The sequence below is a fragment of the Paraliomyxa miuraensis genome (assembly GCF_026337845.1).
In the GTDB taxonomy this organism is placed as follows: domain Bacteria; phylum Myxococcota_A; class Polyangia; order Nannocystales; family Nannocystaceae; genus Paraliomyxa; species Paraliomyxa miuraensis.
Genome location: NZ_JAOVZF010000159.1, coordinates 434,545 through 450,330 on the forward strand (window position 1 = coordinate 434,545; position 15,786 = coordinate 450,330).

Annotated in this window: 12 protein-coding genes and 1 other RNA gene; 5 read left to right on the top strand and 8 right to left on the bottom strand. The window is 70.7% G+C overall.

The window, feature by feature from the left end; translation table 11 throughout:
• The first annotated feature begins 231 nt into the window (after positions 1–231).
• Positions 232–1,671 carry a hypothetical protein gene (locus tag OEB96_RS32960; RefSeq protein WP_266220805.1) on the top strand — a complete coding sequence of 480 codons (1,440 nt, stop codon included), beginning with the start codon at positions 232–234 and terminating at the stop codon, positions 1,669–1,671.
• Positions 1,672–1,741: 70 nt separating this feature from the next.
• On the opposite strand, the gene OEB96_RS32965 is transcribed toward OEB96_RS32960, so the two are convergent.
• Together OEB96_RS32965 and nth are read right to left on the bottom strand one after the other, a co-directional pair.
• Positions 1,742–2,428 (bottom strand): uracil-DNA glycosylase, encoded by a 687-nt coding sequence (locus tag OEB96_RS32965; RefSeq protein ID WP_266220806.1) that lies wholly within the window; start codon positions 2,426–2,428, stop codon positions 1,742–1,744.
• Between the two features lie 13 nt (positions 2,429–2,441).
• The gene (gene nth / locus OEB96_RS32970) at positions 2,442–3,071 is read right to left on the bottom strand and encodes an endonuclease III (protein ID WP_266220807.1); all 630 of its coding nucleotides are present in this window, start codon (positions 3,069–3,071) and stop codon (positions 2,442–2,444) included.
• A gap of 293 nt (positions 3,072–3,364) precedes the next feature.
• Between nth and OEB96_RS32975 the strand changes: the two genes are divergently transcribed.
• Positions 3,365–4,018 carry a UPF0158 family protein gene (locus OEB96_RS32975; protein WP_266220808.1) on the top strand — a complete coding sequence of 218 codons (654 nt, stop codon included), beginning with the start codon at positions 3,365–3,367 and terminating at the stop codon, positions 4,016–4,018.
• Positions 4,015–4,977, top strand: coding sequence for a DUF429 domain-containing protein (locus OEB96_RS32980; protein ID WP_266220809.1), 963 nt, complete (start codon positions 4,015–4,017; stop codon positions 4,975–4,977). The genes OEB96_RS32975 and OEB96_RS32980 overlap by 4 nt, the downstream gene beginning before the upstream one ends.
• A 25-nt stretch (positions 4,978–5,002) precedes the next feature.
• Here OEB96_RS32980 and OEB96_RS32985 read toward each other — a convergent pair whose 3' ends face one another.
• Entirely contained in the window at positions 5,003–5,941 is a 939-nt protein-coding gene (locus tag OEB96_RS32985) for a PEGA domain-containing protein (protein WP_266220810.1), read from the bottom strand.
• A gap of 244 nt (positions 5,942–6,185) precedes the next feature.
• Between OEB96_RS32985 and OEB96_RS32990 the strand changes: the two genes are divergently transcribed.
• Positions 6,186–9,080 (top strand): protein kinase family protein, encoded by a 2,895-nt coding sequence (locus tag OEB96_RS32990; RefSeq protein ID WP_266220811.1) that lies wholly within the window; start codon positions 6,186–6,188, stop codon positions 9,078–9,080.
• A gap of 13 nt (positions 9,081–9,093) precedes the next feature.
• Here the strand turns inward: OEB96_RS32990 and thpR are convergent, their stop codons facing one another.
• Together thpR and OEB96_RS33000 are read right to left on the bottom strand one after the other, a co-directional pair.
• Positions 9,094–9,642 (bottom strand): RNA 2',3'-cyclic phosphodiesterase, encoded by a 549-nt coding sequence (thpR, locus tag OEB96_RS32995; RefSeq protein ID WP_266220812.1) that lies wholly within the window; start codon positions 9,640–9,642, stop codon positions 9,094–9,096.
• A gap of 77 nt (positions 9,643–9,719) precedes the next feature.
• Entirely contained in the window at positions 9,720–11,939 is a 2,220-nt protein-coding gene (locus OEB96_RS33000) for a prolyl oligopeptidase family serine peptidase (protein WP_266220813.1), read from the bottom strand.
• A 164-nt stretch (positions 11,940–12,103) separates the two neighbouring features.
• Here OEB96_RS33000 and OEB96_RS33005 point away from each other — a divergent pair, with 164 nt between their 5' ends.
• Positions 12,104–13,624, top strand: coding sequence for an RCC1 domain-containing protein (locus OEB96_RS33005; RefSeq protein WP_266220814.1), 1,521 nt, complete (start codon positions 12,104–12,106; stop codon positions 13,622–13,624).
• Positions 13,625–13,634: 10 nt separating this feature from the next.
• On the opposite strand, the gene OEB96_RS33010 is transcribed toward OEB96_RS33005, so the two are convergent.
• From OEB96_RS33010 to ssrS, 3 genes are all read right to left on the bottom strand, one after another.
• Positions 13,635–14,183 (bottom strand): response regulator transcription factor, encoded by a 549-nt coding sequence (locus tag OEB96_RS33010; RefSeq protein ID WP_266220815.1) that lies wholly within the window; start codon positions 14,181–14,183, stop codon positions 13,635–13,637.
• Between the two features lie 8 nt (positions 14,184–14,191).
• Positions 14,192–15,511 (bottom strand): HAMP domain-containing histidine kinase, encoded by a 1,320-nt coding sequence (locus OEB96_RS33015; RefSeq protein ID WP_266220816.1) that lies wholly within the window; start codon positions 15,509–15,511, stop codon positions 14,192–14,194.
• Positions 15,512–15,577: 66 nt separating this feature from the next.
• A non-coding RNA gene (ssrS, locus tag OEB96_RS33020) (6S RNA) lies at positions 15,578–15,755 on the bottom strand.
• Between the last annotated feature and the right edge of the window lie 31 nt (positions 15,756–15,786).

A 15,786-nucleotide genomic window follows, 5' to 3' on the forward strand; every position in this document is an offset into this window, starting at 1 on the left:
GTGGGCCGGGCACGGGGCCGATCGCGCGGCAGTCTAGCAGCGTGGCTCTGCGCGCGGCACGGGGGGCCCTGGCCCGTGTGACCGTGGCGCAACGCACGGAAGCGCGCAAGGGGAGCTCGGCGCTCGCTCGTCGCAGAGCAGCGCCTGGCCCTCGATGGCGGTCATGGTGGGGGCCTGCGATGGTCGGGCGTTGCGGGGGCAGGCGGGCCCGGGCTAAGACTGCCCTCGACCATGACCGACGATCTGCGGTGGGCGGTTCGCTATGCGTTCCTCGAAGATCTGTGGCGCGACCGGCCGCGCGTGGTGGTGGATGCAGGCCTCGAGGCGGCGCTGCGCGAGCGCCCGCGTGCCCGGCGGGACGAGGACGATCCGCTCGATGCCCTGGTCGACGCCTTGGTTCCGCGCTCACCTCGGGCGCGGACCTGGATGGCGGTGACCGACGAGGCGGTCGCTCGCGAGCTGGCGCAGACCCGACCGGGCACGGGCTTCTTGCCGCGTAGCTCCTTTGGTGACGTGGTGGCGCATCGCGACTGGGCGGTGGCGCTGGTCGAGCTCGCGGCGCTCCATCCCGATGCGACGGGCGGACCGCGCCTGAGGGAACAGCTGATCGAGCGGGCGGCCGAGGGGCGGACGGTCGCGGTGAGCGCTCGCTCGGTGCCGGGCGAGGAAGACGATGACGCCGGATTCGCGGCGTTGTCGGAGCTGCTCGACGAGATCGGCGGCGGGCGGATCTTCGGCGTGTACCGGCCGGTCATGGGGGCGGTCATCGACTTCGGCGAGGGCGAGGGCGAGGACGACGAGGGCGAGGCCGGTGAGGACGACGAGGGCGAGGCCGGTGAGGACGACGAGGGCGAGGGCGACGCCGCGGACGAGGTTCCGCTAACGTTCGACAACACCCTCGGCTCACAGACGCCCGCGTTCGTGGAGTACGTGGCGGTGTTCGGGGATGTCGACGTGCTCCCCGATGGCATGACGCTGGTCGAGCTGCCGGCGCATGCGCCGACGGCCGAGCAGAGCAGCGACGTGGCCCTGCGTGCGCAGCTCTTGCAGGCGCAGCGGCAGGCAGAGCTGGCGGCCATCGATCGCCAGGCGCTGCTCGAGAAGGTCGACATGCTGGAGTCGGCTCAGGCGCGGCTCGAGCAGCAGGCCGCCGAGCTTCGCGATCACCTCGCACGCGCGGTGACCGAGATCCCGGCCGAGGCGAGCGAGGCCGCCGAGCGCCTGCAGGCGTCGCTGGCCGACAACCAGGCCTTGCGCTGGAAGGTCCAGCAGCTCGAGCGAGAGCTCGCCGCCGCCAAGGCTCGTCCGGTCGAGGTGCTGGAGGCCGAGGTCGCGGCGCTGCGGGCCGAGCTGCGGGCCCGAGAGCTCGTCGTCGAGCCGACGCCGGACGAGGGCGGGGGCGCTGACGACGGATCCGCGCTCCCGGTGGAGGTCGGAGCCACGCTCGCCCGCGCCAGCGAGGCGCTCGACTGGGGCGATGACGAGGACGACGAGCCGCTGGCTGGCGACATCGTCGTGCTCACCTCCGAAGCCGAGGAAGCGGCGCTGCGGATTCGTCGCGGCGCGGCGCTGGCCGAGCTCGATCGCTTGATCGAGCGCGTCGAGCGAGGCGGGATCGGGACGCTGCCCCTGCGGCAAGCGCTGATCTCCCTCCGCCAGCGGCTTCGCTGATCGGGGCGAGAAAGAACGCCGGCAGGGCCGGTGGGGACGGGGGGAGGCCGGCGGACGACGGCCGCCTCGCTCATCGAACCGGTGGGACCTGCCAGTCGATCTCGCCGCGTCCGAACGCACGCAGCTTGTCGTTGACCTGGGAGAACGGTCGGCTGCCCATGAACTTCTTGACCGAGAGCGGGGAGGGGTGGGCCCCCTCGATGAGGCCGTGGCGCTTGGTGTCCACGAGCTTGGCCTTCTTGCGGGCGTAGCCTCCCCACAGCACGAACACCACCGGCTCCGGCTTGGCAACGACCGCCTTGATGATCGCGTCGGTGAGCTTCTCCCAGCCCTTGTCCTTGTGCGAGTTGGGCTCGTGGGCGCGCACCGTGAGCACCGCGTTGACCAGCAGCACCCCCTGCTTGGCCCAGGCCTCGAGGTTGCCATGGTCGGGGATCGAGCAGCCGAGGTCGTCGGCGAGCTCCTTGTAGATGTTGCGCAGCGAGGGCGGTACCTTGACGCCCGGGCGCACCGAGAAGCACAGGCCGTGGGCCTGACCATCGTCGTGGTAGGGGTCCTGGCCGAGGATCAACACCCGCACCGACTCGTAGGGCGTCAGCGAGAGCGCACTGAACACGTCCTCCTCGGGGGGAAACACCTGGTGCTTGGCCCGCTCGCCGTCGACGAACGTGCAAAGGGGCTTCCAGTAGGGCTTGCTCCGCTCGGCCGCGAGCACGTCGTGCCACTGTCCGGGGAATCGGAATTGGGGGTCGGTCATCTTCATGGGTTGCTCACACGGGGCGCTTGGGGCAGATGTCGTCCATGGGGCACTCGGCACACTGGGGCGCTCGGGCCTTGCAGACGTAGCGACCGAGCAGCACCATCGCGGGTCCAAAGTGCGTCCAGTCGTCCTTGGGGAGCGCTCGCATCAGGTCCTCCTCGATGCGCTCGGCCTTGTCGTGGCGGGTCAGGCCCATGCGCTGGCCGACCCGCGCCACGTGGGTGTCGACGATGATCCCCGAGGGGATCCCGAACGCCATGTTGAGCACGACGTTGGCCGTCTTCCGCGCCACCCCGGGCAGGGTGGTCATCTCGGCCATCGTCTGGGGGACCTGCCCGCCGAAGCGGACGAGCAGCTCGCGGGCGGCGCCCTGAATGGCCTTGGCCTTGGTCTTGTAGGAACCCGTGGGGCGGACGTCCTCCTCGAGGTCCTCGAGCTGCGCGTCGGCCATCGACTGGGGGTCGGGATACTTGGCGAACAGGGTCTTGGTGACCTTGTTGACCCGCTCGTCGGTGCAGCGCGCCGCGAGGATGGTGGCCACCAGCAGGTGGAAGGGAGTCTCGAAGTCCAGCTCGTAGCGGGCGTCGGGGTGGAGGACTCGCAGGCGTTGCTCGACCTCTTGGATGGGGGCGCGGTCCATGGGGCCGGGCGAGCATAGCGCCCCGAAGCGTCGCCCGGACACCCGAGGGCCCTCGGAGCATCGCCCGGCCACGCCCGAGGGACCCGCAGCGGTAAAGGCGCCCTCGGTCGTGTGACGATGGCGCAAGCCGACGAGCTTGCCGCGCCCGTGACCCGGGGTCTATCCTCCTGAGCGGACAGCCCCCTGCGCCAAGGCGGAAGGGGCTTCCTGCACCGACCACCCCGACACCCGGCGTTCCGGCTGACCACCGGAGACTGCCGCCGGGAATCGTACGCGCATGGAGTGACCTACCGATGAAAGTCAGCGTCGACGCCCCCAAACCAGATTGGTCTGCCCTCGAGACCGCTTTCGAGCACAACGCACCCGAGACCCATAGCTACCTCGACCTGCGCACCGGCCAGGTCTTGACCATCGTCGACAGCCGACCCGAGGACGAGGAGAAGCGCCAGCTCATCCGTCGCTCCGAGGGCCGCTTCGTCCACCTCGATCCCGCGTCGTCGCGGGAGCAGTATCGCTGGATGGAGCGCTTCGTGTCCTCGGTGGAGGACGAGGCACTTCGCGAGCGCCTGGTGCTGGCGATCGACGGCAAGGGAGCGTTCCGCCGCTTCAAGGACGTGCTGCTGTCGTATCCCGTCGAGCGCGATCGATGGTTCACGTACCGGGCCAACCTCCTGCACATCTACATCAATGGCTGGCTCAACGCGCAGGACATCGCGCTCGGCGAGTTCCCTCCGTGGGGCGATCCCGAGCAGCCGCCCGAGCCCGACGTGCCGCTCGAGAAGCCGATCGGCGTGCGCGGTGAAGGCCCGACCGAGACCCTGCGCAGGCAAGCCCGCGAGCTCATCGACGCCCTCCCGGCGCTCGAGCTGCCTTCGGTGATCGCCTACCTGCGGTTCCTTCGCGAGAAGGCTCCGTCGGTGGTCGAGCCGGGCGCCACGCCCGAATGAGTACGGCTCGGCAGGCTGCACGCCAGGGTTTTCGCCGCTTCATCGGTGTGGACCTCGGCGGTGGTCGCGGCAAGAACACCGCGGTCGCTCGACTCGAGCTGTCGATCGGTCCCTCGGGGCGCCCGCGTCTGGGCGTGGCGGAGGCCAAGGTCCGCCACGGCCAGCGGGGCACCGGGTTGGTCGTCGACGAGCCTGGCGGCGATGCTCTGTTTCGCGACGAGGTCCTCGTGGCCTACCTCGAGCGCTGGGTCGACGACCACACCGTCGTGGCCATCGATGCGCCCCTGACGCTGCCGCCGTGCATCCGCTGCTCGTTGCCGTGCCCCACCGTGGCGCGGTGCACGGTGCCGGTGGTGGCGTGGATGCGCCGCTGGGCGCCGCGCCTGCAGCCCCGCGGGCGCAGCGATCCGGGCAAGCCGGCCGTCACGCCCTACACCCAGCGTGCGGCCGAGATCCTACAGCAGGCGGTGGGCATCCATCCGCGCGAGACGCTGGGGCAGGGAACGGGGCCACTGGCGGCGCGCGCGGCCTACCTCCGCCGCGTGCTGTCGCCTCGGCTGCGGCTGCACGAGAACCTGATCGAGGTGCACCCACGCGCCACGATCGAGCAGGTGTTCGGCGCCGCAGTGGCCCGGCGCGCACGCCACGGCGACGACGATCGCGTATGGGCGACCCGCAAGCGCGTGCTCGCCGGGCTGGTGGAGGGGATCGCGTTCGACTACGTGTGGCCCGAGCTGGTGGTTCGCAACACGCACATGTTCCACGCCGTGCTGGCGGCCTTCACCGCGTTCCTGTGGGCGCGGGAGGGGCTGCGGGGGCCGACCGATCTGCTCGGGGCCGTCGGGCGAGCCACGGTGCCCGAGGCCTTGCCGCTGGCGATCGAGGAGCTCGGCGCGCAGTGGCTCGAGGATGGATGGGTGTTCGTGCCGCCGTCGCGGCTGCGGGTGCGCTCGGAGTGAGCCCGCCGTCATGCCGGCCCGAGGTCTAGAAGCGGACCCGCAGGCCTCCCGGAACCAGTGCCACGTCGCCGGGCCCTCGTTGCTGCTGCTGCTTGCGCGAGTAGAGCAGCAGGCCCACGCCTGTGCCTGCGCTGGCGACCCCGGCCACGGTCAGGCCGATGCCCCCGCCCAGCGTGTCGTAGCGAAACTCGCAGTCGCCGTCGGCGTCCACGTGCACGCCGTCGCAGTTGGAGCGCACGGGATTCTCGTCGAGCACGAGCAGCGCAATGCCGCCCACGAGGGCGGCCGCGCCCACGCCGATGGCGGCCCAGCCGATGGTGGCCGTGGTCTTGGGCGACATGCCGGCCGCCGTACGATCGAGCGCCAGCTCGACGGTCTGGGTGGCGCCCCCGGCGAGCTCGACGCTCCGCCATGCGGTCTGGTGTCCGTCGAGCGACAGCTCGACCTTGTGCGGGCCTGCGTCGACCGAGCCCTCGTAGGGCGTGACACCGACCTCCGCGCCGTCGATGCGCACGGTGGCCCCCGCGGGTACGCTGGTGACGACGAGCGTACCCGCGACCGTGGGCGGTGGCCCCAGGTCAGCGGCCGCCTGGGCCACCAACTCGCGCAGGGCCACCCCGGCCTCCTCGTAGGTGCAGATCTCGCAGCTTCCCTCCTTGCGGCCCAGGGATTGGCCGTCGGAGGCGAGGATGTCGACGACGAGGGTGTAGTCGCTGCCCACGATGCGGACGTCGGTGGTCACGTAGGCTCGTGCCTTGCCGTCGGCCACGGCCTGGGCCATGCATCCGGAGTCGGTGCAGCCCTCGGGAGGGACAGCCGCGGTGACCCCGGCGTCGCTCAAGCCGCCCTGGATGCTCTGGGTGAGCGCCTCCACGATGTGCTCGGGCGCCTGGCCCTCGATGGTGGGGGGGGATATCAGCACGCCAGGGCCTTCTGCGGCCGCGGGGAGGCTTCCCACGCTCATGCATACGATCGCGATCGCCGGGATCGCCCGGTGCCCGAGGCTCACGCGCATAGGGCAGGAATGGTAACCCGCGGCGCACCGACGGTGCCAGGGAACGGCGTGAACGGGGGACACGCGCTCGGGGAAGGGTTCCACTGCTCGCACCTGTTCATCAGTCGCCTTTCCCGTGGGGGCGCTCCTGTGACATCGTCGCAGCGTGGGTTCCACGGTCGGATCGAAGCCGAGTGCGGGCGTACGGGCGCTGGTGCCCGATTCGCTCGATACGAAGTCGCTGCTGCCGTTGTGGGAGCATCCACTGGGCGAGGTCGTTGCGCTCGACACGGAGGATGGGCGCGCGCTGCAGCTGACGGTGCTGCGCCCGGCCATCGTCGGCGGCGAGCTGGCGCTGAACCAGTGCATCGATACCAATGCCTTGCTCACCGAGATGCAGGCCCCTGGGGCGGTCGCGCTCGAGGAGGCCAAGCGGCTCGAAGACGGCCGCACGGTGTTGGTGTACGAGCGAGTGCAGGGCACCACGCTCGCCGACCTGGTGCGCGAGGGGCCCGTGGAGGCCGGCCGGGTCATCGGGATCCTGCGGCAGCTGTGCCGGTCCCTCCATGTGGCGCACGGGATCGGGATCCGGCACGGGGCCCTGTCGGTGTCGAGCGTGAGGCTCGTCGAGCACGACGGGCGCAAGGACGCGGTGCGGGTGTTCGACTTCGGGATCGAGGACGAGCTGACGGCCGATGCGATGGGCGACCACGTCGTCGAGCTGCAGCCGCTGTCGCCCGAGAAGGTCGAGGGGCGCATTCCCGATCAGCGCGAGGACGTGTACCTGCTGGGCGCGATCGGCTACGCCCTGCTGGCGGGTCGTCCCTTGTTCAAGGGCGATGGCAAGGCCGTGCGCGAGGGGCACGAGAGTCGCTCGCCCGACGGCCTCGACTGCGACGCGGTGCTGGCCGCGGTGATCTCGAGGTGCCTGAACAAGGACGCGCCCAAGCGCTACCCGGACATGGCCGCGGTCGATGATGCGTTGGTCGGCGCGCAGGAGATCGCGGGGCTCTCGAGCGACTGGGACGACCTACGCCCGATGTCCGGCTCGAGCAAGCGCACCTCGTCCGTTCGGACGCGCAAGACCACCGGCTTGGGCCTGGGCGGTCTGGGCAAGATCCCCACCCTGGGGAGCATTCCGCCGCTGAAGTCGAAGTCCGACGCAGAAGAGAAGGCGAAGGCAGAAGAGAAGGCCAAGGCAGAAGAGAAGGCCAAGGCAGAAGAGAAGGCCGAGGCAGAAGAGAAGGCCAAGGTCAAGGCTCCGTCGGCGAGCGCGACCTTCGATGCCACCGACATCATCGAGGACATTCGACCTCCGGCGCTGCCCCAGTCGAAGAAGGCTCCGTCGGCGAGCGCGACCTTCGATGCCACCGAGCTCATCGAGGACGTCAAGAGCATTCGCAATTCCGAGTCGTCACAGCCTCCGCTGCTGCCGTCGACGAGCAAGGGCAAGAAGGAGACCTCCGGACGGCATGGGGTCGTGCCTCCTCCGCCCAGCCTCTCGTCGAAGAGCGGGCCGGTTCCCGCCCCGCCGGTCACCGGCCCCAAGGCGGGCTCGTCGGGCTCGAGCTTCGATCGCTCGAACATCTCGGGGTCCAGCTTCGATCGAGCCTCGACGCTGGGGCTCAGCCTCGGCCGATCATCCGACCGCACCAAGCGTGCGCCATCGGGAAAATTCGGCGTCATTCCCCCGGTGGTGGCGCCGAAGAGCAAGGCGGACAGCAAGTCGTCTCCCGCGGCCAAGGTAAAGGAGCCCACCGAGCCCGAGGCCACCGAGAACCAGGCCAACGGGACCGGTGCTGCGGCCGCCGCCGTTGCGGTGGCTTCGGCTGCGACCACCGCCAAGGACGAGCCGAGCCCTGCGGCGAGCGAGGCGGTCGACGCGGCCGCGCAGGCCAAGCCGGTGGCTGCCACGAGCGATGCGGTCGACACGGCCGCGCAGGCCAAGCCGGTGGCTGCGGCGAGCGAGGCGGTCGACACGGCCGCGCAGGCCAAGCCGGTGGCTGCGGCGAGCGAGGCGGTCGACACGGCCGCACCGCAGGCCAAGTCGTGGGCTGCGGCGAGGGAGGCGGCCGACACGGCCGCGCCGCAGGCCAGGCCGGTCGCTGCGGCGAGCGGGGGGACCGACGCGGCGGCTCGGGTCGGGCCGCAGGAGGCGGTCAACGAGGCAGGCGCGACGAGGGGTGACACCAGGCCCAAGATCCCGGCCGACGAGGATGCCGAGACCGCGGCTCGGCCGACGCTCGATCGGGCCGCGGTCGAGGAGGAGGCCGCAGCCCTGGCGGCCCTGCCCGCCGCCAATGAGGCCTCCTCGGGGGGAGTGCCCAAGTGGTTGATCGCGGCGGGCCTGGTCCTGCTGATCGGCTTGCCCGCCGCATGGCTCGCCACGCGTGGTGGTGATGCGCCGATCGAAGGCACGAAGTCCCCGCCCAAGGTGGCGGCGGCCGACACCAAGACGCCGTCCGCGTCGCCACCGGTGGCCGATGCATCGGCGGGTGGTGCCGTGGCGGCGGGTGGTGCGGACGCAGGTGCTGGTGTCGCGGATGGAGCTGCTGCGGACGACGGTGAAGCTGCGGACGATGGTGCCGCGGCGGACGACGGTGCAGCGGCGGACGACGGTGAAGCTGCGGACGACGGTGCCGCGGCGGACGACGGTGCCGCGGACGACGGTGCAGCGGCGGACGACGGCGCTGCTGCTGCGTCCGCGCCCAAGAAGAGCAGCGGCTCGACCAAGTCCGGGCCGTCTCCCAAGGACAAGGCGCGCGAGCTGATCCGTGCCGGCGACAAGGCCTACTCCAGCGGCCAGATCGCCAAGGCGGAGAGCAAGTACAAGGAAGCGCTCGACGTCTACTCTCGCGCCCACGCGGCGGCGGCGGGCCTGGGCAAGATCGCGTTCAACAAGGCGTCCTACGCCAATGCGGCCAGCTACTACGGCAAGGCGGTCAAGGCCTCGGGGAGCAACGCCGGCTACCGCATCCTCTACGGCGATGCGCTGTTCAAGCTCGGCAAGTATGGCGACGCCAAGACGCAGTACTCCAAGGCCAAGAGCCTGGGCAACGCCCAGGCCGATGGTCGCCTCAAGAAGGTCCAGAGCAAGCTCGGCGGCTGAAGCGACCGCGTCCTCACGCCCCAGGCAGACCCTCGAGCGGGTAGTGGTGCTCGATGCGGTACTTCGACCCGCCGGGCGACAGCACGCTCGAGTACAGCTGGAACGCCTCGACCTCCACCTCGCTCGTGCGCAGCAGCGCCTGGTGCTGCAAGAATTCGATCACCTTGTGACGCGGAGGATCGCGCAGGCGGGCGAGCGTGATGTGCGGGGTGTACTTGCGTCCTTCGGGGGCAAGCCCCGCGTGGACCAGCGCCCGCTCGACTCGCTCGTGGAGCTCGCGCAGGGGCGCCACGGGCTCGACCCCGGCCCACAGGATCCGCGGCTTGCCGCCGGGGGGAAAGAAGCCCACGCCGGTCGCCGCGAGGGAGAACGGCGCACACCGAACGGCCTGAAGCGCGTCCTCGATGCGCCGCTTGGTGCCGCCGTCGACCTCGCCGATGAAGCGCACGGTCACGTGGAGCTTGCTGCGATCCTCCCACCGCGCACGCGGGATCCCACCACCCACGAGGGCGAGGTGATCGGTGATCACGGGAGGCAGCTCGATGCCGACGAACAGTCGCACGAGCCGCAGCCTATCAGCCCGCTCGCGGACAGCGTGCCCGCTCGTGCGAACGGCGTCGGCTCGTCACGGGGACTGGCTCAGCCCGTCCCCTCGAGCTCGGACAGCAGGAACGCGAACATGTCGACCTGCTGCGCCACCCCCTTCTTGCGGGTGCCGGCGCCGCCGTGGCCGGCCTTGTGTTCGATGCGCATGATCGCAGGCTCGCCGCTGCCGCTCGCGGCCTGGATCGCGGCGGTGAACTTGCGCGCGTGCAGGGGATCGACGCGGTCGTCGCTGTCGGCCGAGAGCATCAGCAGGGCCGGATAGGCCGCTCCGTCCTGGACGTGGTGGTAGGGCGAGTACGCGTGGATGAACGAGAACTGCGCGGGGTCGTCGGGGTTGCCGTACTCGGGGATCCAGGTCTTGCCGCTGCCGAACCGATGGAAGCGGATCATGTCGAGCAACGGCACCGCGCACACCACCGCGCCGAACAGCTCGGGGCGCTGGGTCATCGCCGCGCCGACCAGGAGCCCCCCGTTGCTGCCGCCGTAGATCCCGAGACGCTCGGGCTTGGTGTATCCCTCGGCCACCAGGTACTCGGCGGCCGCCACGAAGTCGTCGAATACGTTCTGCTTCCTGCCTTGCATGCCGGCCTCGTGCCAGGCCTCGCCGTACTCGCCGCCTCCCCGCAGGTTCGGCACGGCCCACACGCCGCCGCGCTCGACCCACAGGGCCGCCGAGGGAGAGAAGCCGGGGGTCAGCGACACGTTGAAGCCGCCGTAGCCGGTCAGCACGGCGGGGTGGCTCCCGTCGAGCTCCATGCCCCTTGGGTGCACCACGAACATCGAGACCTTGGTGCCGTCCCTCGACGTGTACCAGACCTGCCGATCCTCGAGCTTGGTGGTGTCGATGGGATAGTCGACGGTGTCCCACAGCCTGGTCTTGCCGGTGGCGATCGAGGTCTCGTAGATCATCGGCGGCTGCACGAATGAGGTGTAGTAGAAGTACGCCTCGTCCTCGTCGGGGCGACCGAGGAGGCCCGAGGTGGTACCGACGCCAGGCAGCTCGACCTCGCGCACGAGCGCACCCTCGAGGTCGCGCACCTGCAGCTTGCTGTGGGCATCGAGCATCAGCCCGGTGACCAGGTGCCCGCCCACCACGTAGGCGGCCTCGAGCACGGCGACCTCGGGCTCCGGGACGAGCTCGCGCCAGTGCTCGCGCTGGGGCCGGCTGGGGTCGACCTTGAACACGCGGCCGCGCGGGGCCCCCTCGTTGGTGGTCACGTAGAGCTGGTCGCCGAATGCATCGACCGAGTAGCTGGCGACCAGGCCCGTGGTCAGGGACTGGAAGCCCTTGGCGCGGCTCCTTGGGGTGCGCAGATCCTTGAAGGAGATGTTGGTGCTCTGACCTCGCGTCTCATAGATGAACAGGAAGTGTCCGTCGTCGCTCACGGCGGCGCCGACGAACTTGGTCGGATCGTTCAGCGCGGGGAACACCAGCTCGTCCCGCTCGGGCTTGGTGCCCAGGCGGTGGTAGCGAACCTCGGCGTGCCCCGGGAGCTCGGACACGGAAACCGCGGGATCGGTGGGCAGCCGCACGTAGTAGAAGCCCTTGTCGTCGGGCGTCCACGACGGCCATGCGTACTTGGCTCCCTCGATCACGTCGATCGGAGAGTCCTTGCCGGTCTTCAGATCCTTGACGTGGATGGTCGCCGCATCGGCGTTGTTCTCGCTGAGCTTGTAGGCCACGTAGCGCCCGCTGTGGCTGGGCGACAGGCCATGGACCGCGACGCTGCCGTCGTCCGACAGGGTGTTGGGATCGAGCAGCACGTGCTCCTGGGCGGGCTTGCCTCGTCCATCGGGCTTGCCTCGATCGGGCTTGCCCTCCTTGAAATAGTAGACCGCCTTCTCCTTGTCGGCGTGCGAGCGCGAGTAGAACCACCGGTTGCCGCGGTGCGAAGGCGGGGACGTCGCGTCGATGTACGTGAGCTGGATGAGCCGCTGCTCCAGCGCGGCACGCTCGGGCAGCTCCGCGAGGTACTCGCGCGCCACCATGTCCTGCGCCTGCATCCACGCCTGCACCTCGGGCATCGAGGGGTCCTCGAGCCAGCGGTAGGGGTCGGCGACCTCGATCCCGTGCACCACGTCGACCACGTCGTCGCGACGGGTCGGCGGGTAGGCCACCGGCGGCTCGATCCGTTCGGAAGGGCCGGTCGGCGGAGCAGCGGTCGGGGGAGCAGGGGGAGCAGAGCCGTCCTTCATGGTCGGGCCGGGGCAGCCGACGAGGAGCAGGGAGGCGAGCGCAGCGGATCGTTGCATCGTGAGTCCTCGGTCGGAGGCGAGACGAAGGGTACGACACGTGCCGATTCCGCACGGTTTCCCCTCGCGGGCGCCCTTGGAGCCCGCAGAACGTGATTCGTGTGCGTCGGCGAGCGCCCACGGTGCCCTTCGCCGCTCTGGTATCATCGAGGGACGTGGGAGTGATGGGGCGATGCACGTGGGGCGGAGGGCCGGGCCTCGTCCTCGGCGGCGGCCTGAGCCTCGTTCTCGGTTGGGGTGGGTGCGGTGCATCGGCATTCGAATGCGAGCAGAGCTCGCAGTGCCTTGGCGATGGGGCCGAGGGGGTCTGCCAGCAAAGCGGGTACTGCAGCTTTCCCGACGAGGGGTGCCCCTCCGGACAGCGCTACGGCGACCATGCGGGCAACGGCCTGGCCGGCGAGTGCGTGCCGGTCTCCGAGGGCAGCAGCGGCGGCACCACCGAGGTCGCCGGCTCCACGGGCGGGGTCACGACCCACGACCCCATCGACGGCACCACCCTCGCCATCGAGGGGAGCTCGAGCGAGACCGTGGGCCCCGCGGACTCCTCGACCGGCGTCCCGAGCTGCGGCGCGGCCACAGAGGCCTGCTGCGATGGCGTGGGGTGCGACGAGGGCACGTGCATCGACGGCGTGTGCCAGCCCTGCACGGCGTGGGTGGAGGCCGAAGAGGAGTTCTCCTGCGCCGCGCACAGCGACGGCCAGCTTTCGTGCTGGGGATCCGATGACGACGGGCAGGTGGGAGACGGGCCGCCCAATGTGTTCGGCGGGGTGCCCACCCCGGTGGCGGTCCTGAACGGCATCACCGAGTTCGACCTCGGGGCGTTCCACGCCTGTGCGATCGCCAGTACGCCGTGGTGCTGGGGCCGCAACGACTACGGGCAGCTCGGCCTGGGCATGACGAGCGGGTCGGAGTCCGTGCCCGTCGCGCTCGATCCACCCGAGCCGTTCGACATCGTCGCCGCCGGGGGCTTTCACGTGTGTGCACGCGGGACGTCGGGACAGGTCTACTGCTGGGGTCGCAACAACGACGGGCAGGTCCAGGGGTTCGGCATCGTCATCACGTCTCCCGAGCCCGTGCCCAACGTCCCCACGGCGGTCGCGGTCGACACCGGAGGGTTCCATTCCTGCGCCATCGACGGCGGTGGCGAGGTCACGTGCTGGGGCCGCAGCGGCGATGGACAGCTCGGCCACCCTGGATCCTGGCCCGGGCTCGTCCAGGGGCTGCCCGAAGTCGAGCAGCTCGCGCTCGGCGACTACCACTCCTGCGCGCTCGACCTCGAGGGCCAGCCCTGGTGCTGGGGACGCAATGGAGAGGGGCAGCTCGCGGCCCCGGGGTTCGTCGACGAGTCCATTGCGCCGCTCCTCGTTCAAGGGGTGCCGCCGCTGGTCGATCTCGACTCGGGCGACGATCACGTCTGCGGCGTCACGGACAGCGGCGAGGTCTGGTGCTGGGGCAGCAATCAAGACGGTCAGCTCGGGGGCGGTCCGGGCAACGACCAGCGCGTGCCGATCCTGGTGCCGTTTCCTCCCGCGGTGCACGTGACCGGCGGCCGCTCGCACACCTGCGTGACCGCCACCGACGGGCGCGTGTGGTGTGTGGGGCGCAACGATCGCGGGCAGCTCGGCGACGGGACCAACCTCGAGGCGGACGATCCGGTCGAGGTGACCGGGCTCTGCCCGGGGTAGCATGGGCGAGCTACTCCCGCCCGCGCTCGTCCTCACCGGGGCGTCCGCGCGCCAGCTTGCGCTGCAGGCTGCGGCGATGCATCCCCAGCCGGCGGGCGGCCTCGGAGATGTTGCCCCCCGCATCGGTCAGCACCTTTTGCAGGTGCTCCCACTCCACCTCCTCGAGCCGGGGGGGCACCGAGGCCGCCGCTGCCTCCACGTTGGGCTCGGTGCGATCGAACGCGGCGAGGATCTCGTCGGCATCGGCCGGCTTGGTCAGGTAGTGCACCGCACCCGCCTTGATCGCCTCCACGGCCGTCGCGATGCTGCCGTAGCCGGTCAACACCACCATGCGCAGCTCGGGCAGCGCTTGGCGCAGCGTCTGCACCACCTCGAGCCCGTTGCGCCCCGGCATGCGCAGGTCGATGACGGCTCGGTCCGGTCGCCACGCATTGGCCTCCGCGATTGCATCGTCGTAGTCGTGGGCCAGCATCACCGCGTAGCCGCGTCGGCGCAGCGCGCCCGCCAGCGCGGCACAAAAGGTCTTGTCGTCGTCGACCAGCAGGATGGTGTCGGGCATGGTCGGAGCTACAGCGAGATCCTACCGCTGAGCGCGGGATCGGGGTGGAGCGGGAGGGTGATGCGCATGGTCGTACCGCGATCGGGCAGCGAGCGCAGCTCCAAGGTGCCGCCCAGCTGACGCAGCTGCGCCCGCGCGAGATAGAGCCCCAGCCCCATGCCCTCGCCCTCGGCCTTGGTCGAGTAGAACGGGTTGAACGCGTTGGCGGCGACCTCGGCCGCCATGCCCACGCCGCGATCGCGGACCTCCACGATCGCGTCGTCGCCCTCGGTGCCGAGCCACAGGACGATGCCGGCGCCGTCGCCTCGACGTCGGCACGCATCGACGGCGTTGGCCACCAGCTCGCGGACGATCTGCTCGAGCGGCTCGCGAGGTCGTCGCAGCTCCACGCCGGCCGGGGAGGGGCCGCGGATCCGAAGGGGCACCCCGCCTTCCTCCGCCACCCGGGTCGCTTGCTCGCCCAGCGCTCGCAGCGGCCACGACGGTCCGCCATCGGCCGCCACGGCCTGCGCGCTCAGCTGCGGGCTCGCCATGCGGTGCACGATGCCCTTGCAGCGAGACAGCTCGCGCTTGACCGTGGCCAGCGCCTCTTCGCGCTCCTCCTGCCCCATGTGCGGCAGCTCGCCCACCAACAGCTGGATCGAGCCCAGCGGCGTGCCCAGCTCGTGGGCGGCGCCCGCGGCCAGGGTGCCCAGCGCGGCCAGGTGGCGGTCTTGCATGGTCTGCTCGCGAAGGCGCGCGAGCTCCTTGCGCTGCCGCGCGAGCGACAGCGCAATGCGGTGCACGAAGGTGGTGATGAGCAGGCCCGAGACCCCGAACGCGACCCACATCCCTCGCAGGTGCCCAGCGAAGTGGGCCTCGTGTCCCGGCGGACCCTGGGGCAGCGGCTGCATCACGAACAGCGCCGCGAACCCGACCAGGCAGTACCCGGCCAGGGCCCACGTCCAGCGCGGCGAGACCTGGGTGGCGAGGGTGATGGGCAGGAAGTAGACGGTGGTGAACGGGTTGGTCGCCCCCCCGGAGATCCCGAGCAGCACCGTCAGCATGGTGGCGTCGACCAGCAGGTGCAGCCCGGCGATCGTTCGCGTGGCGCGGCCACGCGCCAGCACCAGCCGGTCGGTGAGCACGTTGACGAGGAGCCAGGTCAGCCACACCGCCACGAACCCCACCGGCTCGGGAGACTGGGGAAACCACGCCAGCAGCGGAGCGACCACCGCCGGCATCAGCAGCACGGCGGTGCCGGAGACCGCCAGCAGGCCCAACAGCACCCACCGTGCGGTGACCAGTGCGCGCAGGGTGATCTGGGCCGAGCGGTCGACGGGTGCCATGGGTGAGCGGACGGCGGCCTCAAGGCTCGTGCCAGTGTGGTGCCCCTTCGCACGCTCGAGAAAAAGCGCCAGGCCGCTGCCCCGCCATGACCGAAGCTCAACCCCTACCCCTGGCAGGTGGGCATCACTTGATTATCCGTGTCGGGCTTCCCGCCGGACGGGCCTGCGCACCTACGGACAGAGGCGATTCCCTGGTTGAACGGTCAGTAGGAAGAGCTTGGAAGGCTGAGGGCAGCGGCCAAGCAACATCACCATAGCATTCGCGGACGGCTCCG